The sequence below is a fragment of the Klebsiella sp. BIGb0399 genome, from assembly GCF_003752615.1.
GTDB classification, from domain to species: domain Bacteria; phylum Pseudomonadota; class Gammaproteobacteria; order Enterobacterales; family Enterobacteriaceae; genus Klebsiella; species Klebsiella lignicola.
Genome location: NZ_RKHT01000005.1, coordinates 1,592,339 through 1,618,389, shown reverse-complemented (window position 1 = coordinate 1,618,389; position 26,051 = coordinate 1,592,339). Strand labels below are relative to the sequence as shown.

26 protein-coding genes are annotated in these 26,051 nt (G+C 52.3%); 8 read left to right on the top strand and 18 right to left on the bottom strand.

The annotated features are described in order from the left end of the window. Positions 1–7: 7 nt before the first annotated feature. The 16 genes from EDF82_RS08065 to araD form a co-directional block, all read right to left on the bottom strand. Complete coding sequence (locus EDF82_RS08065) at positions 8–2,755, bottom strand: VirB3 family type IV secretion system protein (protein WP_123754992.1); 2,748 nt, start codon at positions 2,753–2,755, stop codon at positions 8–10. Positions 2,756–2,766: 11 nt separating this feature from the next. Then, positions 2,767–3,039 (bottom strand): TrbC/VirB2 family protein, encoded by a 273-nt coding sequence (locus EDF82_RS08060; protein WP_123754991.1) that lies wholly within the window; start codon positions 3,037–3,039, stop codon positions 2,767–2,769. 2 nt (positions 3,040–3,041) lie between these two features. Then, positions 3,042–3,686 carry a lytic transglycosylase domain-containing protein gene (locus EDF82_RS08055; RefSeq protein WP_123754990.1) on the bottom strand — a complete coding sequence of 215 codons (645 nt, stop codon included), beginning with the start codon at positions 3,684–3,686 and terminating at the stop codon, positions 3,042–3,044. Between the two features lie 72 nt (positions 3,687–3,758). Next, on the bottom strand, positions 3,759–3,980 hold the full coding sequence (locus EDF82_RS08050) for a hypothetical protein (RefSeq protein WP_123754989.1): 222 nt from the start codon (positions 3,978–3,980) through the stop codon (positions 3,759–3,761). Positions 3,981–4,377: 397 nt separating this feature from the next. Continuing rightward, positions 4,378–4,587 (bottom strand): TraR/DksA family transcriptional regulator, encoded by a 210-nt coding sequence (locus EDF82_RS08045; protein WP_123754988.1) that lies wholly within the window; start codon positions 4,585–4,587, stop codon positions 4,378–4,380. Next, the gene (locus EDF82_RS08040; RefSeq protein WP_157349205.1) at positions 4,577–5,164 is read right to left on the bottom strand and encodes a DUF2857 domain-containing protein; all 588 of its coding nucleotides are present in this window, start codon (positions 5,162–5,164) and stop codon (positions 4,577–4,579) included. Before EDF82_RS08040 ends, EDF82_RS08045 begins: the two co-directional genes overlap by 11 nt. Before the next feature lie 25 nt (positions 5,165–5,189). Further along, on the bottom strand, positions 5,190–5,375 hold the full coding sequence (locus tag EDF82_RS08035; RefSeq protein WP_095101072.1) for an AlpA family transcriptional regulator: 186 nt from the start codon (positions 5,373–5,375) through the stop codon (positions 5,190–5,192). Positions 5,376–5,519: 144 nt separating this feature from the next. Beyond that, on the bottom strand, positions 5,520–6,446 hold the full coding sequence (locus EDF82_RS08030) for a hypothetical protein (RefSeq protein WP_123755511.1): 927 nt from the start codon (positions 6,444–6,446) through the stop codon (positions 5,520–5,522). Between the two features lie 221 nt (positions 6,447–6,667). After that, entirely contained in the window at positions 6,668–7,360 is a 693-nt protein-coding gene (gene ompL / locus EDF82_RS08025; protein ID WP_123754987.1) for a porin OmpL, read from the bottom strand. Positions 7,361–7,583: 223 nt separating this feature from the next. After that, complete coding sequence (locus EDF82_RS08020) at positions 7,584–8,465, bottom strand: sulfite exporter TauE/SafE family protein (protein WP_095101076.1); 882 nt, start codon at positions 8,463–8,465, stop codon at positions 7,584–7,586. A 9-nt stretch (positions 8,466–8,474) separates the two neighbouring features. Further along, a complete protein-coding gene (locus tag EDF82_RS08015; protein ID WP_123754986.1) occupies positions 8,475–9,242 on the bottom strand; it encodes an SDR family NAD(P)-dependent oxidoreductase in 768 nt (255 codons plus the stop codon). Then, on the bottom strand, positions 9,242–10,126 hold the full coding sequence (locus tag EDF82_RS08010; protein ID WP_095101080.1) for an NAD(P)-dependent oxidoreductase: 885 nt from the start codon (positions 10,124–10,126) through the stop codon (positions 9,242–9,244). The genes EDF82_RS08015 and EDF82_RS08010 overlap by 1 nt, the downstream gene beginning before the upstream one ends. After that, positions 10,127–11,002 (bottom strand): SMP-30/gluconolactonase/LRE family protein, encoded by an 876-nt coding sequence (locus EDF82_RS08005; RefSeq protein ID WP_095101082.1) that lies wholly within the window; start codon positions 11,000–11,002, stop codon positions 10,127–10,129. After that, positions 10,995–11,873 carry an aldose 1-epimerase gene (locus tag EDF82_RS08000; protein ID WP_095101084.1) on the bottom strand — a complete coding sequence of 293 codons (879 nt, stop codon included), beginning with the start codon at positions 11,871–11,873 and terminating at the stop codon, positions 10,995–10,997. Before EDF82_RS08000 ends, EDF82_RS08005 begins: the two co-directional genes overlap by 8 nt. Further along, positions 11,873–12,664: an HpcH/HpaI aldolase/citrate lyase family protein gene (locus EDF82_RS07995; RefSeq protein WP_123754985.1), complete on the bottom strand. Its 792-nt coding sequence runs from the start codon at positions 12,662–12,664 to the stop codon at positions 11,873–11,875. Before EDF82_RS07995 ends, EDF82_RS08000 begins: the two co-directional genes overlap by 1 nt. A gap of 9 nt (positions 12,665–12,673) precedes the next feature. Further along, a complete protein-coding gene (gene araD, locus EDF82_RS07990) occupies positions 12,674–14,425 on the bottom strand; it encodes an L-arabinonate dehydratase (RefSeq protein ID WP_123754984.1) in 1,752 nt (583 codons plus the stop codon). Positions 14,426–14,642: 217 nt separating this feature from the next. On the opposite strand from araD, the gene EDF82_RS07985 reads away from it, so the two are divergent. Both EDF82_RS07985 and EDF82_RS07980 read left to right on the top strand, forming a co-directional pair. Continuing rightward, positions 14,643–16,409 (top strand): solute:sodium symporter family transporter, encoded by a 1,767-nt coding sequence (locus EDF82_RS07985; protein WP_123754983.1) that lies wholly within the window; start codon positions 14,643–14,645, stop codon positions 16,407–16,409. Further along, a complete protein-coding gene (locus EDF82_RS07980) occupies positions 16,409–17,413 on the top strand; it encodes a LacI family DNA-binding transcriptional regulator (RefSeq protein ID WP_227540111.1) in 1,005 nt (334 codons plus the stop codon). The genes EDF82_RS07985 and EDF82_RS07980 overlap by 1 nt, the downstream gene beginning before the upstream one ends. A 44-nt stretch (positions 17,414–17,457) precedes the next feature. On the opposite strand, the gene EDF82_RS07975 is transcribed toward EDF82_RS07980, so the two are convergent. Together EDF82_RS07975 and EDF82_RS07970 are read right to left on the bottom strand one after the other, a co-directional pair. Further along, positions 17,458–18,243, bottom strand: coding sequence for a DeoR/GlpR family DNA-binding transcription regulator (locus EDF82_RS07975; protein WP_095101094.1), 786 nt, complete (start codon positions 18,241–18,243; stop codon positions 17,458–17,460). A 38-nt stretch (positions 18,244–18,281) separates the two neighbouring features. Further along, positions 18,282–19,178: a sugar kinase gene (locus EDF82_RS07970; protein ID WP_123754981.1), complete on the bottom strand. Its 897-nt coding sequence runs from the start codon at positions 19,176–19,178 to the stop codon at positions 18,282–18,284. 173 nt (positions 19,179–19,351) lie between these two features. On the opposite strand from EDF82_RS07970, the gene yihU reads away from it, so the two are divergent. From yihU to EDF82_RS07940, 6 genes are all read left to right on the top strand, one after another. Beyond that, positions 19,352–20,242, top strand: coding sequence for a sulfolactaldehyde 3-reductase (gene yihU / locus EDF82_RS07965; RefSeq protein ID WP_123754980.1), 891 nt, complete (start codon positions 19,352–19,354; stop codon positions 20,240–20,242). A gap of 24 nt (positions 20,243–20,266) precedes the next feature. Further along, entirely contained in the window at positions 20,267–21,154 is an 888-nt protein-coding gene (locus EDF82_RS07960) for an aldolase (protein ID WP_123754979.1), read from the top strand. 32 nt (positions 21,155–21,186) lie between these two features. Further along, positions 21,187–22,197 carry a zinc-binding dehydrogenase gene (locus EDF82_RS07955; RefSeq protein WP_095101102.1) on the top strand — a complete coding sequence of 337 codons (1,011 nt, stop codon included), beginning with the start codon at positions 21,187–21,189 and terminating at the stop codon, positions 22,195–22,197. 69 nt (positions 22,198–22,266) lie between these two features. Next, positions 22,267–23,694, top strand: a complete 1,428-nt coding sequence (locus EDF82_RS07950) for an MFS transporter (protein WP_123754978.1) — start codon at positions 22,267–22,269, stop codon at positions 23,692–23,694. A gap of 94 nt (positions 23,695–23,788) precedes the next feature. After that, positions 23,789–25,162 carry an MFS transporter gene (locus tag EDF82_RS07945; RefSeq protein WP_123754977.1) on the top strand — a complete coding sequence of 458 codons (1,374 nt, stop codon included), beginning with the start codon at positions 23,789–23,791 and terminating at the stop codon, positions 25,160–25,162. Continuing rightward, the gene (locus EDF82_RS07940; RefSeq protein WP_123754976.1) at positions 25,152–26,045 is read left to right on the top strand and encodes an aldose 1-epimerase; all 894 of its coding nucleotides are present in this window, start codon (positions 25,152–25,154) and stop codon (positions 26,043–26,045) included. The genes EDF82_RS07945 and EDF82_RS07940 overlap by 11 nt, the downstream gene beginning before the upstream one ends. Positions 26,046–26,051 lie beyond the last annotated feature (6 nt).

Genomic DNA, 26,051 nt, shown 5'->3' with positions numbered 1-26,051 from the left:
ATGAATATTAGATTGCCCGCTCAAGGAAGGTTTCCTTCCATTCATCAGGTCGCATACCGTCCTGATAAATGGCATCGAATATTTTCAGGTTGTCCTCACTGCCGCTGAGAAGCCGGGTGAGTTTACCCAGTCCGGACAGATCCATTTTCGCCATTGCCACAAACGGGCGGGTTTCTCCGGCCTGCAACGGTGTTTTCAGGATGACCATATAATGCTCGCCCGGATCCAGGTTTCTGACCGTGTCATAAACACTTTCCGGCACTTTCATTTTTTCCACGTAATCCGCATGACTGGCTTTCGGATTGGCGAGGAAAATCTGGGTACCGCACTGCTCAATAATCGCCGGGGCGATGGGGTGTCTGACGATTTCATCCGGTGACTGTGTTGCCGGAACGAAGATACCGTTCAGCTTGCGGATGACTTTCAGCATATTGAGCGAGAAGCGGGAAAATTCGACATCGGCCAGCCAGCGCCAGAACTCATCCATAAACATCACCAGGCGGCGACCGTCCAGCAGACTGGTCACACGGTACAGCAGGTAAAAGGTCACGGGACCGCGAATATCGTCATCATCCAGAAATTCGGTGCCGTCGATACCAACGTTATCGACATCGCTGATGGTGAAAGTATCGGCCTCGTTATCAAATACCCAGCCGAACTCGCCCCCCTGCGCCCACTGTTTCAGGCGAATACGCAGCCCGTTGGTGCGGGCATCTGTAGTCGGCGGCTCTGGCAGCACTTCCAGCAGTCGGGTGATCCCGAACCGGCGGTACTCCGGCGGATAGTCCAGCATGATGGTGTCCACGGCGGCACTGATCCGCTCCTCATCGCGCGGATCGAGCGGCGTACCGTTGCGGCGGCACAGCATGCGCACCAGCCGTTTGATGAAACTGATGTTCCGGCGGGTTGGCTCCAGCGCAAACGGGTTGAAGCCGGTGGGCTCGCCGGTACGGATGCGAAAATAACGCCCGCCCGCCTGGCGGATCGCCATCTCCGCCGCCCGATCCTTATCGAAATACACCGTGGTCAGCCGTTTGATGGTGGCAGAAGGCGCAAACGACGCCGGGTTACGGTACTTCTGCATCAGTTGTTGCATGATGGTCATCAGCAGGGTTTTACCGGAGCCGGTTTTCCCGATAATCGCCGTATTCCCCGGCGTTTTCTCACCAGTGTCATCCCGCCCGGCCTGGCTGTCGTGCAGGTTCAGGTAATACCCGCCACCGCCGGGAGATGTGAGAATGGCGATGGCTTCCCCCCACGGATTACCGCTGCGTTTGTGGGGATGGAAGTTATGCAGGCAGGCCATATCGGCAAAATTCTGGCTGCTGACGGCCACCAGTCGGGGACGCAGCGTATAGACGCCCGGCAGTTGCGCCAGATACGCGGCGGGCAGTGACAGGGTGGAGAGCGTCGTCATAATACCAAGATCTGCGAAGGGCTGGGCCAGAACGTGAGTGTCCTTCAGCACCTGTCCGGCACTGTCTGAGGAGATCAGCAGGGAAAAGTGGAATTTACCGCACGACACATGTCCGGACTGGAGCAGGTCGCGCAGGACAATCAGCTCTTCGCGCTGGGAAATCGCGTCGTCGTCCGTGGAGTTAAGCCGTTTTTCCGCCAGCCGGATATGATTCTGCGCCTCATCCCGTGCCATGCAGGTAAATGACTGCGTCAGAACATACTCGCTTTCGGCGTACAGCAGCGCATCCAGCATACCGGTATGGGTTTCCGGGGAATAATCCTTAATCTCCAGGCTGCGGAAGAAGCGGGAACCGCTGACCGTCTGGCATTCACCGGTGTCGGTGGTGAAAAAGACGTCCGGCGTGCTTAATGTTTCATAAAACGGCGAGCGCGTTACGGCCACTTTCTGCCACTGCCCGCTGAGCAGACGATGGAAGAACGCCAGTTGCGAGGAATATACCCGCCCGTTTTCTTCATATATCCCCAGCGGCGTTGCCATATAGCGGGATAATGAAGATCCCAGAGATTCGCGGTATTCCAGCATGATTTTGAGCGCGTCATCCAGAGCTGCCTGCCGTTTACCGGGCGACTGCGCTTTCATTGCTTTCTTCTCAATCTGAGAGAACGGCGCGTAGCAGACGGTGAAAAACAGTCGGTGCCGCCAGAACGGTTTTTCTTTTACCGGTTGGTAATACCGCCGGGTCACGTCATCGGAAAAGGGAATACCCGAACAGGCTTCAAAAGCATCATGGTATTTTTCACGAAGCCGGTGAATATAGAATGTTACCGGCAGACCCTCATACGAACGAATAACGTTATTCAGGTGCGTAGCCATCAGAGTCAGGTGATGTTCGTCTTCACATTCAAAGACTGTGCCGCCCAGCTCCCAGGTGGCAACAAAATCACGGTGACGGTTTCTGATGACGTAAGGGTGAATATGGGAGGAGTACGGAATATATTTATCCAGCGTAACACGCTCGTTTAATTTCATTTTCTGAATAAACTCCGAGACATCAACGTTATCGTACTGGTTTGCCAGAAGGGCATTCGCGCCAAAATGGGTATTGGTGAAAAGTTGTCCACGGGTTTTAAACGCCAGCCAGAGCAGACTGAAATAATGAATGTCCTTTCGGGTTTTATTTTTCATTTCCGCCCAGGCAGGAATGAGCAGAACCGCCAGGTAATAGCTGATATAGACTGCCAGCAGGACGATGGCCCCGCTGACAAGTACGAACGGCACCAGAGGAATACCCATAATGGCGGCAGGCCGCGTAAGTGCTTTATTCAGCGTAGCCATCGTTGCCTCTCTTATGACGCCCAGTAGGCACCAAAGCCGGATGCACCGACAATCAGGATCGCACCGATGATGATGTTACGCATGTCATGCAGGCTCTTACCATCGAACAGCACCTTGTAGCCCACCCACATGGTCGCCAGCGTGATAGTGACGGCGGCCAGTCCCAGCAGGCCGGTTGAGGTATTGCTCAGTGTCTCACTGGCCTTGTTAAAACCACTGTTCGCCGCCAGAACCGGGGCGGACAGCAGTACGGAAGCAACAGCGGAGTAACGGCGTTTATGCATGATTATTTCTCCTCATCAGGGATAACAGGGATAGCGCCGCGAATGACGGAACCGGGATAATGCAGGGAAGTCAGGACCGGCGCAGTGGCACCGGCAGGTTCGCCACGCAGCACAACGGCGGGATAACGGACAGGTGGTTGCGCGTTCCGGTCAGGGTCACGCTGCCGGTCTTCCCGGGTGGACGGGACGACATAGCCAATGCGCTGCACGTAGCTGGTCCGGTTAAAGGCGGATTCCGGTCGCTGGCCGGTTTCAAAGTTGCCGGAGTAGTAACAACTGAGCGCCCGTTTCAGGGTGCCGCCGCGCCGGTAACAGTCGGCGAGAATGCGCTCAAATACCGACAGATTGATACAAGGGTTAAGCAGGTCGCTGGCCGTGACGCCATAATGGCGGAAGTTGGTGCTGGTGATTTGCATCAGGCCGACCGAATAGCGTCGCTCCTGGGTCGCCAGCTGTCTGGTGAGGCGGATCGCCTCCGGCAGGCTCGTGGGGAAATGTGAAATCACGCCCCGGCTGTCTGGCAGAATTTCAGCAATGGCGTAAGGGTGGAGACCGGATTCGACCTGTGCGACATCAAGCGACGTGGACGGGTGAATACTGGCGGCGCACTGCACCGCCAGTGCCAGAAAGGCAGTGGTGGAAAGCATGCTGGCCTCGTAACAGAGAGCCCGGCGGCTTAGAGAAAAATACGCCACCGGGGGAGAAGAAGAGAAAATGGATTAAGCGGCAGCGGCATCCTGTGAAATGTCGCTTTCTTCTCTCGGTTCGAGCAGCACCAGCCTGCCGGAAACTGCAATACCGGGTATCAGCACGATATTCAGACTGGGCTTGCCGTTATGCGCGAAGGCCACGCCAACCTTTGTCCAGTACGTGTTTTTTTCACCCTGAGCATCGGGCTGGCTTTCCTGGGTGACAAACACGTGATAAACGGGTTTTCTCATGGAGTCTCCTTGAATCAAAACAGCAGTGAATGAAATAAACCGATCACATCCCGGTTCTGCATTCCGGTTTTAACGGGTCAGCGAGAACATTCAGCGGCACCCTGAATTGTGGTTATGTGACAGCCCGAGCCATTTTGTTAAAGAGCAATGCCCGGCCCGGACGAATTAATGTCCATCTGGGCAACCATTCTGTAACGTCGTTTTCAGATTCAGATATTTCGGCAGGGATATAAATGATAAAATCAAAATAAAAATAAGAGAAATATCCTGATGAGGATTATCAGATGCGGAAAGAGGGCGAAGTATACGGAGCAAGTAATAAAGAAGTGTTTATATTTTCATGGAAATATAAAGACGTGCAGGGAAATAATATCCCCGCACGTCTTTATCACTATTATTAGCGTCTGCAACGTTCAAGTTTTTCCTGACATTCGGTACAGGTTGATATACCCGGCAGTGTCTGCCGTCGTTTTTCAGGAATAGGGTTGCCGCATACACGACAGTGAAATAATGATGGCGCTGACCCTGGCTTAAAGCGATTCTGCTCAATCATTTCTTCCAGTCGCTGCTCATTAAATTCCTGATCGCGGTCGATCTCATCCGGCATATGGCGTCCTCCTGTTGGCGATGACGTCCTTTTCGCACAGCGCGATACGCTTCCAGACCGTGGTGAGTGATAGTCCTTCGGGCTTTGGCATCAGGGATTCCGTCACCTGCATCATTGCGATCAGTGCGGCGGGCGATTCAAGGTTTTCCACCCGGCATTGTTGCCATTGCAGCCAGATAGCCGCATCCGTCTTTTCATCCGGTTCAGGTGTCCGGCCATACGGCACGCTGACACCCAGCAACCTACGGCGAAGGCAGACTTCATTTGATGTCAGGCCAAAATAGTGGTTGAGCAACGCGATAGAGCCACCCAGGCGGATAGCCCGGTTAATCTCCTGTTGATGCCGGTATTCCTGGCGGGCCTGCGCCAGTAAATGATGCAGCACATCATGGCGGACAGTGATCGAAAAAAAGGGTGCCGACGCCCGGCTGACAATAAACAGTTCATCAAGGGATAACTGATCGAGAGCATTTATTTCGTCGAAAGTGAATCCGAGGGACTCGCAGTAACGAATATTGCCTTCTTTCAAAGCATGAAGGACGTCGGTTAATACGTCATAATTTAATGATGGGACCATAATTCTTTACCTCCATTAAAAATTTTCAGCGGTTGGTTAATTTAATGGTGATCCAGTCATCAATTTCAGACTCCAGCCACGCTACACTGGCAGGGCCAATTTTAATGGAGCGAGGAAAATCGCCATTTTTCATATACAGATAAATCTGAGAACGTTTCAGGCCGGTTTTTTCTTCGACCTTTTTCAGACGTAATAACTGATGAGATGTCATCATTTTCTCCTGTGGTGAAATAACCCGGTATGCCCATAGATGACAAAAAAGCACAGCGACAAACACAAGGAAAGCTGATAGGCCCGTATTAAGGGTGGGTAGACTCTTAATACGGGTTATTTATTGAGATGAATAAGGATGTTATTAATCGTGTAAGGATGTTGAGGAAGGAGAACCCCGCTTCAGTGCATTTTTCAGCGTGTCACCACTCAAATGGTCAGTAATGCCGTCATCAGACGCCCACTGCTCAAAAATGGACAGGAGTTTATAGGGTTGTCGGATTAAAGGACTGATGGTTTCATTATGCTTGCAAGCCAGCCATAACATGCGTGATAAAGGCGTGGAGATACGTGTTGAGGGAGATGTTATCGCCATATTTTTTGTATATGAGTTGATAAGTCTTTCGAGTTCAGAATGTCGGATAACGAAGCAGGCATCTGCTGGTAATTCATGAAGAGGGAAGTAATCGTTCCGGCACAACGGATGTATTTTACTGGTTGATAATTCTGAAGCAACGTCGAGAACACGACTTTCCGGAAGTTTCGCCATCTGTTTTTTCATCCTGTCCTGCCATGTGGTTTTCTCAAATAACTGAAACACCCCTTCTGATATAGTGACTGTAAGTCCATAATTAATGGTTTCTGTGTCCGCAACCGGTAATGGGAGATTCAACGTGTTAGCAAGTAAGCGCTGAATCAGCACGTATTCATAACCAAGTAGTGTTGTGTCTATAATCCTTTGTCTCGGGTTAAAATATTTCCTCTCTGTACTTATAATTAGATTTCGATCGTTTAAAAAGCAGTTTTTTTCTAGCAGGCAGAATCGTCGAAATGGTGTATCGGAAACTAGGTGTAGTTTAGGTTTATATCCAGAGACTCTTACTTTACCTAACAAAACTGAAGACTGAAAATAGATGGATAGGTTAATTTTCCCACAGAGTGCATTGCGATAAATGTCACTTTTGGTTATCTTTATACCTTCCGTTTTGTTTACTATTCTGACGGCTTCTTTTATAGTGAGCCAGTCAGGCATGTTATTTTCATTATTCAGGAGGAGAATATTGGCTGTCATAGTTGGCCTCTTTTTTGTTACGAAATTTTCTGTGTCTCTCATCCCCCCGGGATTGTTTGTTTAACTGAATTGCTGTAAATTAATTTTATGTGTGGTGTTGAGAATCGATATGTCATGATTTTTGATAAAAGATAGCATTAAAAACTTTGTTAATGCTGCTAGGCAATTTTTTTTAGTTGAAAGTCGCTTAAATTCAGCGACTTTCTTTATATTATTTATCGCTAAAAGAAATATTTTACCCCTATACGAATCTGATTTTGTTCCCGATGGTAGGGTTCGACATTGCGATCTAGCCAACGTAACTCAAAGTAGGGTAGCCAGTTTTGGTTAACCCGATATTTAAAGGTGTTGGTGATTTCCCAGTGATAGTCTTTGCCATTATTACTGTGAAAGTCATTTGTCCGCATAAAGTAATGAGGTTCGAAGGTATAAGAAAATTTATCTGTAATAATGAAATTCCAGTAGTTCCCGATTTCATAAGTATCATTATTATCCTGCGCGCCATTTAAATCGGTTGAGCTGTAGTTGTTATGGTTATATCGGTTACGTACGGTAAGATTAAACCAGGGCGTAAACTTATAATTGACGTCGAGATAAATCGCACCACTGGAACCGACGCTTTTATCGGTAATTAACCCTCCTGGCTGAATCGTTAATTTATCCGTCGGCTTGAATAACGGATACCAACCCTCGATTTCGTTATAGCCATGCTTTAACTCATCCTTACGTTGAAGAGTATAGGTATTAGTGAGCATAAGACCCGCGCCTGTATTAAAGTTATAGCCAACGCGTAGCATGATTTCTTGTTGATCGGATGCCAGATTGTATGCCTCGCGGGTTTCCACATAGGCACCGGCAAAAACAGAGGTAGAGATTACAGAGGATAACAGAAGTATCGCGTTTATTTTTTTCATGATAAATCCATTTTTTAACGTAGGGGAGTCGCTATCCATAAGAATGGACATGGCGATAATAATTAAAAAAGTCTTTTAGTTATTTACAATGTTGTGTTGTTTTTTTCTCTGGCCAATTTCCTCGATAATAAAAGCGAAGCGGTTTTCATCGAGTTTATGAAAGATGCAGATAGATGGAGGTAGTATGTAAAAACTACCTCCAAGTGAGATTAGCTAATATTTACTATGTTTTATTCGCCTCGTCCGCTGCACGGATAGCGGCGACCTTTTTACCGAACGCCAGGTGCAGAATCACCAGCAGGCCGAACACCGGGAGTAATGCACTTAGTGCTGAAATTCCAGTCGCGCCTTTAATCAGCATCGCCCCTGACGCTATCAGCAGTAAAAACACCATGATACGGAACGTTTTCACTGAGATGCGTTTATGCACGAACTGGCCGACGATAGAACCTAAGATCATGGTCGGGATGCAGAAAATGACCAGCTTAAAGGTCGATATCGTCAGAATACCGCTGGTGGCCAGGCCGCCAACAATCGCAATGTTGTTCGCGGTAAAAAACGCGTTCAACGTACCGCGGAATGCTGCCGGTCCTAGGTTACGCAGCATGCCGTACATCACGACCGGCGGACCATTGGTAGAGAAAGCTGCACCGAGTGCCCCTGCTATCGCTCCCATCGGCGCGGCAATCCAGCGTTTGTCATAGACCGGCAGACGCGGGATAAACAGGCTGTAGAATGAGTAGATAATGATAAAACCGCCAAGTCCTATCTTCATTATGTGGTCAGGAAGATAGGACAGTGCATACAGTCCAACCGGAATCCCGGCAAACGAGAACAGAATCAGCACCATTGCCGATTTCCAGTCTGTCTCTTTACGCGACAGCCAGGTGGCATACAGCGCGGTCGCCGTTCCGACCATTACCGACATTGGTGCTGCCATTTTTAACGGCAATACCATTGTTATAAGGGGCATGGAGGTCAGCCCGCCACCAAACCCGGCACAGATCCCCACGAAGGTATACAGAAACATCACGGCGATAACGATAAGCATTGCGCTGGTATCCAGCGTTGCACCGTCCGGAGTAAACAGGGTAAAGAAGTCCATAGCCGCACCTTAGTTGAGCGAAAGCCCTGCATCGACGATGAAATCCTGGCCTGTGCAGCCACTGGATTCATCGGATGCCAGGAACAGAGCGAGTCTTGCGCAGTGCGTACCGTCAAGACGGAATTTGAGCGCTTGCATTTCGATAAACTGGTTTACTGCTGCCGGATCTAGTTTCGCCCACATGGCGTCCTGTTTCGGTGTCCGGATCGCGCCAGGCACCAGGCTGTTCACGCGTATGCCACGAGCCCCTAGTTCCTGCGCCAGAGTACGGGTGAAGCCATGAATTGCCGCTTTGGACAGGGAATAGCAGACGCGACCCGGGCGGCCACGCATCCAGTTAATGGAACCCATATTGATAATGCTGCCGGTGCCTTTACGCGTCATCCCGGGAATAACAGCCTGAATGGCGAATAGATGATGGCGTAAATTCACATTGATGCGGTTGTTAAAATACTCTTCGGTTAAATCGTCAATAGTATGGTGGTCGTCACTGCCTGCATTATTAATAAGAATATCCACATCGCCTAGATTCTGAATAACGGCGGCGAAGCACTCTTTTAATTGTGGAATATTAGTGACATCGCAGGGTAAAAAGAAACACCCCATCTCCTGCGCCAGTTTTTCGCCAGCCTCTCTATTAAAGTCCAGGAAGGCAACGTGAGCACCCTGGTCAACAAAGGCGCGAACATAATCCTCACCAATGCCGCTGGCCCCACCGGAGATGACGACAACTTTATCTTTCAGACTTTTATAAATAACATTATCATACGTGTTCATTATTTACCTTCTGTATTATCTTTTGAATTTGTTTTGACGACTTTATAGGTGGCACTGAAATCTTCTCCACCGAGACCGTCTTCCAGTCCGCAGTCATATACCCCTTTGACGACATCCACGCCGGGCAGATGTAATCCAGACTCAACGAGCATGGCTTTCATGATATTGACGTCTTTCGCCATATTCTGCAGAGAGAACGCGGTGCGGTAATCTTCCTGCTTCAGACTGTTTATTTTGCTGTCCAGATACCAGTTTGTCGCGCCACCATAGGAAATGGCTTTGTGGAAATCGGTTTTGTCGATACCGTAGTGATCGGCAGTGATCAGCATTTCGTTAACGCTATTCTGAATGCCCGCAACCATCAGGTTATGCAGGATTTTCATCACTAAACCGCGTCCATTCTCACCCATATGAATCTGGTTGTTACCCATCATCGCCAGCACAGGCTTCACTGTTTCCCATGCAGATTTGTCACCGCCAATATAAATCCCCAGTTCACCTTTTACTGCTGCGGGTACCGATTTGACGACGGGCGCGTCCAGCATAATGGCACCCGTTTTTTCAACCTGACGGGAAACCTCAATAGAAACGGAAGGATCAATAGTCGACATATCAATGGCGATTTGTCCTTTATGTAATCCGGGGAGTATTGCTTTATAGACTTCCCGCACATGCTCGGAGCGTGGAACCATACTAATAATAACGTCAGCGGTGTCGGCTATTTCCCGAATGGAAGCCGCGGGTTTCGCCCCCGCAGTGACTAACCGGGAAACTGCATCCTGATTAATGTCATAGACCAAAACATCACCGGAAAATTTGCTGATGATATTTTTGGACATAGCTTCGCCCATCAGGCCAAGCCCGATAAATCCAATCTTTTTCATTTATTCGCTCTCTTTAAATTTAGCTTTTTCAACTCCAGAAACAGCAACATCCAGAGTAAATATTGCCCCGGACAGCGGGCGTTCCTGTATTTCTTCCACGGTCATATTTTCCCGCGTGGTGGTGATAAATAATGTTTTCATATTCTCACCGCCAAAACAGACCATGGTAGGACAGCGTACTGGCAGCGAATATTCCTGCAAAACGTCCCCTTGTGGAGAAAACCGCGCGATTCGCCAGCCGTCAAAGAGCGCGCTCCAGTAGCACCCTTCGCTATCCATCGCCGCGCCGTCTGGCCTGCCGTTGCCAGGCGGAAAGGTTTTCCATACCTGACGTGGACCGGATCTACCGTTTTCATCCAGCGGCGCGCGATAAATCACGTGATTTGGCGTGTCGCTGGTGTACATCCATTTTTGGTCAGCTGAAAACGCCAGTCCGTTTGCGCCCAGAATGTCGCACTGCAATACTGTTGTTTTCAGCGTGGCATCAACCCGGCAGAGCAGGGCGCCGTTGTAATCACGCGGCCCCCAGTATGTTCCGGCGTAAAAGCGGCCAAGCCAGTCAGTACCCCCATCATTGAAACGTGCGAGCTGTGGATTATTCGGGTTATCACAGACCTTCTGTTGCAGGTTGCCATGTTCATCGGTCAGCCAGATACCGGTACGCATGGCGACAATAAAGCCGCCACGCTCGCGCAGCGCGAAACATCCCACCTCTTCCGGAAAATGAAAAACGGCCTGCTTACCCGTGCGTAGGGTGTAGCCGTGGATCTGTTTTTTCAGGATATCTGTCCAGTAGAGCGTTTGCGTGTCGGCATCCCAGGTCGGGCATTCCGGTAGCTCGCCCCGATAATCAAAAAGAAGCGTCGGGTTATTCATCGTCAGACATCCTTATGGTCATCTCCAGCGTCAGCGTGCCGCCGGGGAGAACGATATCCATCGCCTGTTCGCTGCTGTCGGGCGGAAAAATATTGATGGCATTGTTGATGTGGCTTACCGGCTCAATTGCGACGACATTGCGCTCAAGGCCGGGAATGAAAAATACGGCGTTTGGTGCGTCGCTGGTGAGCGTGGCGCGAATCCCTCGTGAAGGCCAGCGTACCGCGGCTTCTCCGCTCCAGGCGGTAAAACAGTTGTCCACCGATTCAGGTACCGGTTGACGAAATACCCGGTAGTCCCACAATTCCGGCGTAGCGATTTCACGGCAGGGCAGGCTGTCGTCGCCATTCAGCCATACGCGTTGCGCCGCAAAATAGACTTCGCTGCGGTCCGCATAGGCGAAAAACGGATGAAACCCCAGCCCGGCAGGAACAGGAATGTCAGCCAGATTGCGGTAATTCAGTGTCATTGTCAGGCTGTTTTCTGTGAGCGCAAAAACCTGCTGCGCTTCCCACGGCCAGGGCCAGCCCTCTGATGCCGGACGCTGCAGTGTGAGGACAATAGATTCGCCGCTTTGTTGCGCTCGCCATTCCTGCTGCCAGCCGTTGCCGTGCAGGGCATGAGGATGGTTGCCAAAGTTGCGAGCCACGACCCTATCATGCCCGGCGAAGTGAAAACGACCATTGGCGATACGGTTTGACCACGGAACGAGAGGGTAGCTGCCGCATAAATTTGCACGCTGTTCGCCCTGCGGGTTGAGTGGCCGCAGAATGTCATGCTCGCGCCAGCGCAACCAGGCGAGCCCGCCGCCCAGTGCTGGCGCAACGGCGATGTGAACATCGCCGCAGGTGCTTTCAATGAGCCGGGTCATTAATACACCTCACCGCCACGAATGCTTAACTGCTCACCACGGATAGCTGCCAGCTGCTCTTTCGCGCGTGCCAGCAGGAAGCTCATATCCGATGCCAACGCCACAAAAGTAAAACCCATCTGTTGGTATTTATTGGCTAGGTCTGGATTGCCGCCAACAATGCCGCACGGTTTACCCAGACGCTGGCAGGCCTCAAGCCCACGCTTGATCATCGCCTGCACGTCCGGGTGGGACGGATTGCCCGGATGGCCCATCGCAGAGGAGAGGTCGCCGGGGCCGATAAAGAAGCCGGTAATGCCTTCCACTTCGTTGATGGCATTGATTTTGCTAATGGCTTCCGGCGTTTCGAGTTGCAGGATAAGGCACAGTTCATCGTGCGCCTCCTGCACAAAACGAGGGTTTCCGCCCCAGCCGGATGCACGGTGCATCGCGGCAAAACCGCGTTTGCCATACGGTGGATAATAGGCCGATTCGACGGCTATTTTCGCCTCTTCGACGGTGTTGATAAACGGGATCATTAGCGACATAGCGCCGCCATCCAGTGCCCGTTTGATCAGCACAACATCGTTACCTGCCAGTCGGTAAAGCGGTGTTGTGGTGTGGTTAACGCTACGGATTGCACGATCAATACGGATGGCGTCCAGTGTATCGACAGCTACATGTTCCTGGTCCAGCACTAGGAAATCGAATCCCACCGTGGCCATGGCTTCGGCGACCGTATCACTACCGGTCATCATCCAGGTACCTAACATACGTTCTCCGGACAGGATGGCGTGCTTAAAGTTATTCATGACGGTTCCTTAAAAAATAGGGGGTTCCGGGACATCGCTGCCGGATTGCAGAAAGTCAAAATCGCAACCTTCATTTGCCTGGGTAACATGTTGCTGATAGAGCGCAGCCCAGGAACGACCAAAGACTTTGTGTTGTGGGATAAAGGCGGCGCGGCGGCGTTCGAGTTCTGCGTCATCGACCAGCATATTCAATGTGCCTGCTGCGATATCCAGCGCGACCAGGTCGCCGGTTTTGACCAGCCCGAGTGGTCCGCCAATGGCGGCTTCGGGGGCGACATGCAGAATGCAGGTGCCGTAATGGGTACCTGACATACGGGCATCAGAGATGCGCACCATGTCGGTTATGCCCTGTTGCAGCAGTTTTTTGGGGATCGGCAGGTTGCCCCATTCCGGCATGCCCGGTGCGCCAACAGGACCGGCGTTACGCAGGATGATGACCGTATCTTTGGTGACATCCAGATCCGGGTTATCGAGGGTGTCAGACAAGGCCTGATGCGTATCGAAAACCAGAGCCGGGCCGGTGTGTTTACGCAGATGTGGGCTGGCGGCGGAGGATTTCATTACCGCTCCATCCGGGCAGAGGTTGCCGCGCAGTACGGTGAGCGCGCAGCCCTGCGACAGCGGGATGACTGGGTTATTAAGATCGCGAATGACGTCGTCGTCATAGCATTGCACCTGCGCAACCCACTGACTGATGGGGACGTTCGTCACCCCGATGGTTTCGGTTTGCAGGAAGCCGGTCAGCTTTTTCATCAGCGCTTTCATGCCGCCAGCGAAGAAAAAGTCGTCCATCAGGCAGGTACCGGAAGGAAAAAGATTCGCCAGTACCGGGATTTTGCGTGCGATTGCTTCCATATCTGCCAGATTCAGCGGAATTGACGCACGATTCGCCATAGCAATCAGGTGGATGGCCGCATTTGTTGAGCCGCCCAGGGCCATATAGGCGACGATGCCGTTGAGGAAGTTCTCTTTTTTCAACCAGCGCGACGGCTTATGGTCGTACCACACCATGTCGACAATTGTCTGACCGCACTGCGCCGCCATTTGCGGGTGGCGGCAATCCGCCGCAGGAATGGAACTGGCGCCAGGCAGGGTAAAACCCATAGCATCAGCGATAGAGGTCATGGTGGATGCGGTACCCATGGTGTTACAGGTACCGATCGAACGTGTCATCGCCCCTTCCAGCTCTACCCAGTCGTGTTGGGTGATTGCCCCAAGGCGCAACTGATCCCAGTATTTTTTTGTGTGCGTGCCTGCTCCTGTTGCCTGACCGTGCCATTTCCCGGTGGTCATCGGCCCCGCCGGGCAGAAAATCAATGGGATATCCATCGACAGTGCACCCATCAGCAGTGCGGGTGTGGATTTATCACAGCCGCCAAGCAGGACGACGCCATCGATGGGGTGCTGGCGCAGCAGTTCTTCGGATTCCATGGCGAGGAAGTTGCGATACAGCATGGTGGTGGGTTTTACCATCACCTCGCCCATCGAGAGCGCTGGAAGCTCTACCGGAAAGCCGCCAGCCGCCCATACGCCGCGCTTAACGGCTTCCGCCCGCTCACGCAAATGCGAGTGGCAGGCGCTCATGTCGCTCCAGGTATTGATAATGCCGATAACAGGTTTGCCGAGGAACTCTTCCCGAGCGAAGCCCATCTGTTGTGTGCGTTGCCGGTGCGCAAAAGCTCTGATCGTTTCCGGCGCGTACCAGCGTTGGCTGCGCAGTTCCCCGATCTCACGGCGAGTTAAGCGATCCTTATTGAACATAGTCGTCATTGCCTTACGTTTGATGTGTTTTTACATTACTATCGTAGCGCTACGATTATCAATGCGTATAAAACATAATGTGTGACGAAAGACACAATTTCCGCGATCTATTTATGGTTTTTCTTAATTGGCTTCAAACTTTCGTAAAAAGGCCAGTTACCTGCATTTGTGGCCTGTGTGATAGTGCTTCGATATCCAGACTAGGAAGGGCACTTTTATGGAAATGTTATTTTCTGTCGGCACATTTTTGCTTTTTTTAATTTTCGTAGCGCTATATTCATATCGTAAAACGAAAGGGATTTCTGAATCTGGCGTAGAAGGATTTTTTCTGGCGGGGCGTGGATTAACCGGCTACTTCATTGCCGGTTCCCTGCTGCTTTCTAACCTTTCAGCGGAACAGCTGGTGGGGCTGAACGGCAACGCTTACCGCTTTGATATTAGCGGCATGGCCTGGGAGAGCACCGCAGCGGTTGCAACGGTGGTGATGGCGATATTTTTTCTGCCGCGCTTTTTACGTCGCGGTATTGCCACCATGCCGCAGTTTCTGGAAACCCGCTTCGACTGCAATACCCGGCGCATAGTCAGCATCATGCTGCTGGTGGGATACGCGGTGATGGCTAATCCGTGCAGCCTGTATCTCGGTGCCATCACCATGAACGAAATGTTTGATTTCCAGCAGATTTTCCATCTTCCCTCTTGGGGGGCGATTGGCGTGCTGGCGTTTGCGATGGGGGCGGTTGGTGGGCTGTACGCCACGCTGGGCGGGCTTAAAGCGGTGGCGATTTCCGATACGATCAGCGGCATCATTTTACTGGTTGCCGCCTTGTTGATTCCGGTGCTCGGTCTGTTCGCTCTGGGGGAAGGTTCATTGCTGACGGGTAGCAAAATTCTGTTAAACCATCCCGATCAGCTTAACGCGATTGGTTCTGAAACGTCGTCGGTGCCGTTCAGTACGATATTCACCGGGATGCTTTGTGCGAACATATTCTACTGGTGTACTAACCAGATGATTATTCAACGCACGCTGGGGGCGAAATCACTGGCGGAAAGCCAGAAAGGGGTACTGCTGGCGGGTTCCATCAAACTGCTGGTTCCGTTAGTCATGGTGCTGCCGGGGCTGATCGCATTTAACATGTTCGGCCCGGTTTTCGCCAATGCCGACTATGCTTATCCCGCACTGGTGAAGGCGGTGCTGCCGTGGTGGTTGATTGGGATGTTTGCGGCGGCCATTTTCGGGACGGTAATCAGCCATTTCAATTCCATCATCAATTCCAGCGCCACGTTGTTTGTGCTTGATCTCTATGAGCCTTTAACCGGTTGTAAAGATGAGAGAAAACTGGTGCGAGTGGGTAAGACGGCATCCGTGATGTTTTCTCTGGTCTCAATCATTATCGCACCGCTGCTGCTTCACAGTCCGAACGGCATTTTTGATTTAATGCGCCGGTTTACCGGTTTTTACAACATCCCCATTATCACTATTGTGCTGATGGGTTTTTTAACCCGCCACGTCCCGGCACTGGCGGCGAAATGCGTACTCATTTTCCATATCATCGCGTATGGCCTGTACACCTTCACACCGTTGAATACACTTATCCCTCTGCACTTTATTCATATCATGGGTATTTTGTTCGTCGTTGAAGTGGCAATCATGCTGCTGATTGGCAAGGTGCGCCCCATTGACTGGATTGAACCGCACGTACCGCCCGCTAAAATCCCCATGAAAAAATGGCGCTACGCGCTGCCTGTGAGTGTTATTATGATGACCGTTTTAGTCAGTATTTTTATTACCTTGTCCCCGCTGGGGCTGGCGGCGAAAACCGGGGTTCCGGACAGTTTCGTCTGGCTGCTGGCAATAGTGTGGACTACAGCATTAATACTGATTCTGGTATTAACACGACGTCATCGTGCCGGCGAACACACGCCAATGCCGCTGGCGTTGCAGGAAAGTGTGGGAGAGGAATGCGCCAGAGATCACGCCAAATAGTGAAACTTGATGATGTTGCTGAAAAGGCGGGCGTTTCGCCTTCCACGGTTTCGCTTTATATCCGCCAGCCTGACCGTGTATCTGATAAAACCGGCAAGAAAATTCAGGCTGCCATTGATAGCCTGGGTTATGTGCATAACAAAATCGCCAGTCAGTTTACCGGAGGGCAGAGCAGCAATATGGCCGTGGTGCTGCCTTCGCTGGCGAACACCTTTTTTAGCCATGTGGTGCAGTGCATTGAATCCACCGTCAGCGCGCAGGGTTTCCAGCTGTCGATTGCTTCCCATGACCACAGTCTGGATAAAGAAGAAGAGCAAATTCGCTCTATTTTGCAATGGTCGCCCGCGGTGATTGCCATTGCCGGGGCCGATCATAAGTCGTCGACGTTGAAAATGCTGCGTAACAGTGGCGTTCCGGTGGTACAGATGTGGCAGGTTAATGGCGGCGCGTTCCCGGCCCAGGTCGGCAACAACCATGAGCAAATTGGCTACACTGCCGCGCGTTACTTGCTGGAAACCGGGTGCGACAAGCTCGCCTATTTCACCACGCGCTTTGATGATGATATCCGGGCACGCATTCGTTACATCGGTTTTTGCCGCGCGCTGGAAGAGCATGACAAAACGCCGTTGCTGGTTGATATTCCTCGGTCAGAAAACATCTGGCAGGCCAGTCGCGAAATTCTGACGAAAACCCTGGTCAAAGAGCGCGGGCTGGACGGTATTTTTTGTACCAGCGACGCCATTGGCACCGCGTTGCTTATGGAGTCGCAGGCGAGAGGTATAGCGATTCCGGAGAAGCTTAGCATTCTGGGTTACGGTGATTTCCCCTCCAGTGCATGGCTTTCCCCGACGACACTGAGCAGCGTAAATCTTAATGCGGATGCTATGGCTGTATGCACGGCAGAGATGATGTTGAAAATGAGCGCTGACAGGAGTTATGAAGGCGAAATAGTCGATGTGGGGTTTGAGATTATGCCGCGAGGCAGTACGCGACTGCCGTTTTGAAACGGTGCCCGGTTTTCCGGGCACGCGCAATCATGTTGACTCGATCAGGCGTCATCCTCAGCGATGACCAGTTCCACCTTTTCTTCTTCCAGTAGTTGCCGGAATGCCGCAGGCGGCTGTTTATCAGTAAAAAATGCTTTGACCTTGCGTGCATTGCCAATCGAAACGGCCGCAGATGCGTGGAATTTTGTATGATCGGCGACCAACAGCGTGTGGCGGGCATGGGCCATCATGGTTTTGGCGACGATGGCTTCATTCACGTCAAACTCGAGTAACGTGCCATCGTTCTCAATGGCACCAACGCTGGTGATAAGGTAGTCCGCCCGGAAGCCCTCAACGAAACTCACCGTTCCGGGCCCGACGATGCCGCCATTGTGCGAGCGCAACGTGCCACCAGGTACCATGACTTCCAGATCCTGGTTTTTGTACAGAATTTGCGCCACGCGCAGGCTGTTGGTGATGATGCGCAGGTCCTCGCGGCCCAACAGCGCACGGGCGACGGCTTCAACGGTCGTCCCGATAGTCATAAACACGGTACAGCGTTCAGGAATATAATCCGATACCGCATTGGCCATTTCCCGTTTTTCCTGGGTTAATGACAGTTCACGCTCTTCAAACGCGGTGTTCATGACGCTCGAAACGCGCCCGGCCCCGCCGTGGTGTCGGGTGATTAAACCCTGCTCACTCAACTTACGAATATCGCGGCGGATAGTTTGGGTCGAAACATCCAGTAATTGCGCGAGCTCTTCAATATTCATATAGCCACGTTCAGCGATGTAGTGAACAAGCTGATCGTGTCGCGGATTACCGGTCAGTTCGGTGATGCTCATGAACACTCCTGTTAGTTCCCCTGTAAAAACCTGTTATTTTATGCATAAAGTGACAAAAATGACGCGATTTTCTCACGTTCTGGTATACCCGCACGTCCTCCGGGACGCGTACATTTCATTGCGGCCACTGCGCTGGCGAACTGTACGGCGGTTTCTGTCGGCATGTTTTCCGCCAGCGCCAGAGCGAGCGCGCCGTGAAAAACATCGCCGGCACCGGTGGTGTCTACTGTTTTGACGACAAAGGCCGGTAGGTGACAAAAACGATCATACTCTTTCCATAATGCGCCTTCCGCGCCCTGAGTAACATAAACACGTCCATCCGTTTGCGCGGCAGCTTTGTTTAGGCCCTCTTCTGTGTCCTCACATCCGGTCATCCGTTTCAGGCCGGGTGCAGAGAAAACGGCATGGTCAGCCAGGGCAACCAGCGGCGTGATGTCCTGCGGTGTGACATCGGCATCCAGCAATGTCGGTACACCCGCAGCACGTGCCAGTGTAAAGGCTTTTGTGGTACCGTCATGCCAGCGAACATCGGCGAGCACCATATCATATTGCGAAAAATCAATAGCCTCGAGCCAATCTGCGTCGACCGGAAGATCCGGGCTGGGATAGTTGATGATGATCCGCTCGCCGTGCTCATCCACCAGAATGGCCGATTGTGAAGATCGTGCCTGCGGTACCTGAAGGCAATGCTGTGTATTCACGCCAAACTGCTGGAGTTCGGCAATTAATGTCTTACCGCAGCTGTCGTCGCCAACGCGGCCGATAAAATCGACCTCTGCACCAAGACGCGCAATCGCCACTGCGGCTGTAGCGGCAGGCCCTCCGCCGGTTTCCTGGTACTGGTCCGACTGGTATTTACCGCCGCCTGTTGGTAACGCATTCATATAGTAAATACGATCCTGTACGGCAATCCCTACACACGCAATTCTGATCATCGTTGTCTGTTCCTGTTTTATTTAGTCGTCTAATGCTCATTTTAATGACATAAATGATCAAATTAGTGACGGGTGTCTGGTTTTTAGTCATAAATTACAAATATGATCAAAAACAGACAAAAATGACTTGTTGATTGTGGTTTTTTTGCTCATTCAGTTACAGGAGAGTGTTCATGTCCATCATCGCATTTTTAGGGCTTGGCCAGATGGGAAGCCCTATGGCCAGCAACCTGTTGCGTAAAGGCCATTCCTTACGTGTTTTCGACCTCAACCCACTGGCAGTCAACGCGCTGGTGGAAAAGGGCGCGGTTGCTGCAACGACACCCGCAAATGCCACCCTGGATGCCGAGTTTATCATCACCATGCTGCCTAATGGCGACATTGTCCGCGATGTACTGTTCGGTGAAGCGGGCGTGTGCGAAACGCTGAGCGCAAGCGCGCTGGTGATCGACATGTCCACCATTCACCCTCTGCAAACCGATGCACTGATTAGCGAAATGGCTGAAAAAGGCCACGCCATGATGGATGCACCGGTTGGCCGCACCTCTGATAACGCCAAAGACGGCACCTTGCTTATTCTCGCGGGCGGTTCGCCTGAACAGGTTGAACGCGCGCGCCCGATCCTGATGTGCATGGGGTCGGAGCTGGTAGACGCGGGCGGGCCAGGAATGGGGATTCGCGTCAAACTGATTAACAACTATATGAGCATTGCGCTCAATGCGCTTTCCGCCGAAGCCGCGGTGCTGTGTGAATCCTTAGGTCTTGACCTCAATGTCGCTATCAAGGTGATGAGCGGCACGGCGGCAGGTAAAGGCCACTTCACCACCACCTGGCCGGGCAAAGTGCTGAAAGGCGATCTCTCTCCGGCGTTTATGGTCGATCTTGCGCTGAAAGACCTGCGTATTGCCGTTGACGTCGCCCGACAAACCGGTGCGCCGCTGGGTATGGGCGAAGTCGCCGAAACCTATTACCAGTCCGCCAGCCACGACGGTCGGGGCCGCCAGGACTGGAGTGCCTTGTTATCCCAGGTTCGCCATCTTGCTGGTCGACCAGACTCTCTTTAATTATCGATTACCACAGGAGTAACTATGTCTTCCCTGAACACCCCTTATACCCTGAAAGATATCTCGCGTCCGGGCGGTGGATTCGCCATGCTGGCCGTCGACCAACGCGAGGCTATGCGTTTGATGTTTGCCGCAGCAGGTCAGCCAAAACCGGTTGCCGACAGCGTACTGACCGATTTTAAAGTGGCAGCGACGCGCATTCTTTCTCCTTATGCTTCCGCTGTGCTGGCTGATAAACAATTTTGTCTCGATCAGATTATTGCGCAGGGCGCGGTGGCTGATAGCTGCGGTCTGATTATCGCCGCCGATCATTTCGTGCCGGGTAACGGCATTCCGGTTGATAGCGTGGAAATTGACCGGGCTATCGATCCGCATCGTGTGCGCGAAATGGGCGGTAAGGCCATGAAGCTGCTGGTGCTGTGGCGTGAAGACGAACCGGCAGACGCGCGTCTTGCGATGGTCGATGAGTTTGTTCAACGCTGCCGCAGTGCCGGTCTGGTGAGCATCATTGAGCCGGTTGTTCGTCCGCCGCGCCGCGGCTGGGAATTTGACCGCGAGAGCGCCATTGTAGCCGCTGCCGCCGAACTCGGTAGCACCGCGGCTGATCTTTACAAAGTGGAAATGCCGCTGGGCGGGAAGGGCAATGAAGGTGAACTGCTGTCGGCCTGCCAGAAACTGAATGACCAGATGAATATGCCGTGGGTCATCCTTTCATCAGGCGTTGAGGCCGATATCTTTGGCCGTGCTGTGCGTATTGCTATGAAAAGCGGGGCATCCGGTTTCCTGGCGGGCCGTGCGGTCTGGGCATCGGTTATTGGCGCGCAAGATCCGCAAACCATGCTACGCGATGTGTCAGTCCCGCGTCTGCAGCGGCTGGCCGAGATTGTTGATGAAGGTATTTCTCAGCGTTAACACAAAACCATATGTGCATCAGGAGAACCTCCATGGACAAAATTACCCAGGTTTTATTTTCCGATATTGGAAAGGTCACGACGCAGTACGTCGAGCAGCCACACCAGGAACTTAAGCCTCACGAAGTCCGCATTGCCCCGGCATTTTTCGGGATTTGCGGTTCGGATTTGCATGTATTGAAAGGCGGACATCCGTTTGCCAAACCGCCCGTCGTACCAGGGCATGAAATTGCGGCTCGCGTGACCGAAGTGGGCAGCGATGTGGTGAACGTGAAGTCAGGCGATCATGTGGTGGTTGATCCCATCATGGCCTGTATGGAGTGTCGTGCCTGTAAAGCCGGGCGTTTTAACCTGTGTGAGCCGCCGCATGTGGCGGGTTTCCGTGCGCCGGGCTTTGCTCGTTCGCAGCATGTCGTGCCGGCGCGCAACTGCCATATTGCACCTGACTCAATGCCGTTAAAAGTGCTCGCGTTTGCTGAACCTGCCGCCTGTGCGCGTCACTGCGTAACACGTATGCCACAAGCCGCGCTGGAAAGCGTGCTGGTGATTGGCGCGGGTACCATTGGTCTGTCGATTGTGCAGGCGCTGCGTATCATGGGCGCGGGTGAGATTACCGTTATCGAACCTGATGCCGCTAAACGTGCTCTGTCAGTCAAACTGGGTGCCGCACAAGCCTGGGCTCCCGGTGAGCTGGATGCGCAGGCCCGTTTTACTGGTGTGATTGATGTAGTTGCCGCGCAGGCGACGCTCAATGAGGCCTGCACCCGCGTGTATGCCGGTGGCACCGTGGTCTGCATGGGTGTACCGAGCGGCCCGCGTGAAATTCCGCTGCCAATGATGCAGCGTTTCGAACGTGACCTGCTCAACTCCGGCATGTACATCCCCGAGGATTTTGACGTGGTGATCGAATGGCTGGCTGACGGACGCTTTGATACCAGCGAGCTGGTAACAGACATGTTCCCGGTGAGTGAAGCCGCTGCGGCTTTTGAACGCGCACAGCAAAATGACTCCATCAAAGTCATGCTGCAATTTGCCGACGCGTAATGGGCCACAACCTCTGACAGACGCCGCACCAGGGCGGCGTCCCCTACAACAAAAGAAAAGGATATTGTGATGGTACAAATCACCAGTCCTGCACCTTACTCAATCAGTCGTCCACAGGACGTGATTGATATTGTTAATAAAAACTCGGCTGTTAATGCGAGTGCAGGCGTTATCTTCATTGCGCTGGGCGGCATTTTGATTGATGCCTATCAGGCGGCAATGGTGGGTTTTGGTAATAAATATATTGCGGCCCAGTTTGGTATCTCCCCGGGTCTTGCGGCTACGGTAAACGCCTCAGTGCTGATTGCGGCACTTATCGGCGGCCTGCTGGCAAACCGTGTCATCAACCATTTTGGCCAGCGTCGCGCATTTTTGATTGGTATGGCGCTGTGTACTTTAGGGGCTGCAGCCGTGGCCGTTGCGCCCAATATCTGGTGGGTACTGGTCTGCCGTGTGGTAATGGGCTTCGGACTGGGTATCGACTTCCCGTTGGCGACCAATGCCGTGGCAGAGCTTCGCGGCTCCACGTCGAAAAAAACCGGCACATCGGTCAACTTATGGCAGATGGCCTGGTATGTGTCTACCACCGTGGTGTATCTGGTTCTGTTGCCGCTATTGTTGTCCGGCATTGCGGAAGACCAGCTCTGGCGCTACGGCATTTTCATTGGCGCCGTGTTCGCCGTTATCATCATGATCCTGCGCTACGTCTTTATTGGTGAATCTGCCATGTGGGCGGCACGCGTCGGTCGCTATGATGAAGCTTGCGATATCTTGCGTAAACGCTATGGGGTACATGCCAGCGTGGCGCAGGAAAAATCCATCACTCAGGCCACGCAGAGTGAAAACAAAATCCACACCGGGTACGGCATTCTGTTCAACGGGCGTTATCGCAAACGCACCATCCTGGGATGCATTGTCGCCACGATGCAGGCATGGCAGTACAACGCGGTGGGCGTCTATTTACCTCTAACGCTCGCGGGTATTCTGAGCGGCGGTCTGACGGGGGCACTCTCCGGTTCGGCGGTGGTTAACGCCCTGTGCGGGATCTCCGGTGGTCTGATTGGTTCTCTGATCCTGCAGCGCTTAGGGACACGTCTGCAGTCAATGTATGGCTTCGCCGTCGTGACTCTGGCGCTGCTGGCACTGGGCGCGCTGGCCACCACCAATCCATGGCTCTCTCTGGGGCTGCTGGGTACCATCATTTTCTTCCACTCAGCTGGACCTGGCGGCCTGGGGATGACGATCGCCACGCTCTCCTATCCACCGAGTATTCGCCCGACGGGTGTCGGTTTTGCCCGCGCGATTATGCGTACCGGTGCGATTGCTGGCCTTATATTCTGGCCTATGCTTTGGGGCGCGTTAAAGACGGATGCCTTCTTCTGGCTGGCGCTGGTGCCTTTCCTCGGTTTCATCACGTGCGCGCTGATTAAATGGGAACCGTTGGGAGCCAACGTGGATGCGGAAGACGCTCAGGTATTAGCTGAACTGGAAAAATAATAACGCGCCCGGCATGTATCGATGCGCGATGACCTGTACCTGCTGTGGGTGAATTTCACCCACAGTTTTCTCACCGCTACGGAGAGGAAACACAATGTCTGAAAGATTAAATGAACCCGCTGCCGGACTCTCTGGCAAAGCGATGCGCCGCGTCGTCATGGGAAGTTTCGCTGGCGCATTACTGGAATGGTATGACTTTTTTATTTTTGGCACCGCCGCCGGGCTGGTGTTTGCGCCGTTGTTTTTCCCCGATAGCGACCCCTTTATTGGCGTTATCGCGGCTTTTGCCACCTTTGGCGTCGGCTTCCTCACTCGCCCGCTGGGTGGCATTGTTTTCGGCCATTTTGGCGACAGAATTGGCCGTAAAATTACCCTTATCTGGACGCTGGGCATTGTCGGTACCTCCACATTTCTGATCGGGTTTATTCCCACTTATCACGATATTGGTATTTGGGCTCCGCTGCTGCTGATGTCGCTACGCCTAATTCAGGGGTTTGGCCTGGGCGGTGAGTATGGTGGAGCAGCGCTGATGACCATTGAATCTGCGCCGCAGAAGAAACGGGGTTTTCTGGGCTCATTACCGCAAACGGCCGCTTCCGTCGGCATCATGCTGGCGACCGGGATTTTTGCGCTCTGCAACCATCTGTTGACCCAGGAGCAATTTCTTTCCTGGGGCTGGCGTATCCCGTTCTGGCTGTCGGCGCTAATGCTGGCGGTGGGGATGTTCATCCGCCTGCATACCGAAGAGACTCTGGATTTTAAACAACGGCAGGGAAAGGTGCATGAAACGAAAGCACCGCCGCCGCTGATTGAGCTATTCCGTAAACACCCGAAAAATATCTCGCTGGCGCTGGGTGCGCGTCTCGCTGAGAGCGTTTCCTCAAATATTATCAACGCCTTTGGCATCGTCTATATCTCCACGCAGCTGGCGCTTTCCCGAGATATTCCGCTAACCGGCATGTTGATTGCCTCCGCCATCGGGATAGTGAGTTGCCCGTTGGTGGGCTGGATTTCCGACCGCGTGGGGCAACGCAAAATCTATCTTCTGGGCGCAGGTTTTTGTGTGCTGTTTGCGTTTCCCTTCTTCCTGCTTCTGGGCACCAAAAGCGTGGCGATTATCTGGATAAGCATGATTCTGGGCTACAACTTTGGCCCGACGATGATGTTTGCCGTTCAGCCAACGCTTTTTACCCGCATGTTTGGCACTCAGGTGCGTTACACGGGACTCTCTTTTGCCTATCAGGTATCTGCCATTCTCGGTGGTATGAGTCCCCTTATTGCCTCAAGTTTGTTGGCATTAGGGGGCGGCGAGCCCTGGTATGTGGCCACCTTCTTATTCGTTCTTTCTGTGGTGTCGTTTGTATGCGTCTGGTTTATCGAACCTCTACCGCTCAATACACCCCAGGGAAAGGCGCAAAAATTGACACAAGATTATCACTTTCTAAGGAACCAATCTCATGAACAATAAAGGGGAAAATGCACATTTTCAGGCACTGCAACAGGCGTTTGATGCGTCCTGGCCGGGGCCGATGGGTGATGCCATTACATTGAAATGTGGGCATGTTGAGGTGACGGTTTATCCTCAGGATGCCGCCCGGATGACGTCGCTACGGGTATTTGGCTATGAATTACTGCGCCAGTGGAACCCACAGCGTCGCGCGTTTCAGTATGGTTCATTTCCTATGGTGCCGTGGGTTGGGCGTCTGGGTAATGGCCAACTGGATGTGAACGGGAAAATCTGGCAATTGCCTGCCAATAAACCTCCTCACGCGCTGCATGGGATGGCGTGTTATTCCTTGTGGGAGGTTGTTGAACAAACTCATGGGAGTCTGACACTCCGTATGACACTGGCAGACCCGTGGCCGTGGAAAGGCTATGTTATACAGCGTATTGCGTTGCAGGGCGATGCGCTAATCATGCACCTGGAAATTCACAGCGATGCAGATACGTTTCCGGCCTCTGCAGGGTGGCACCCCTGGTTTTTGAAACATCTGTATTCCGATGGTGACCAGAGTGAACTGGGCGTTCAGTTTTCAGCGGACTGGCAAGAGGAGACTGGCGAGAATGAACTTCCCACCGGTAAGCGGATAACACCACAACCAGGACCCTGGGATGATTGTTTTGGTTTTATCCGAGGGGTACACGCCAGTCTTGTTTGGCCCGGCCGGCTGACGCTGAAGATGACTTCTACTGCTCATAGTCTGGTTATCTTTGATAAGCAACCTGATGCGACTTGTGTCAACCCTCTAACCCAGGCACCTAATGATATTAATCGAATACCACAGTATGTGACTCAGAATCAACCGCTTATTATTTCATCTGAGTGGAAATTTACCAAACATATTAATTAGTAGATT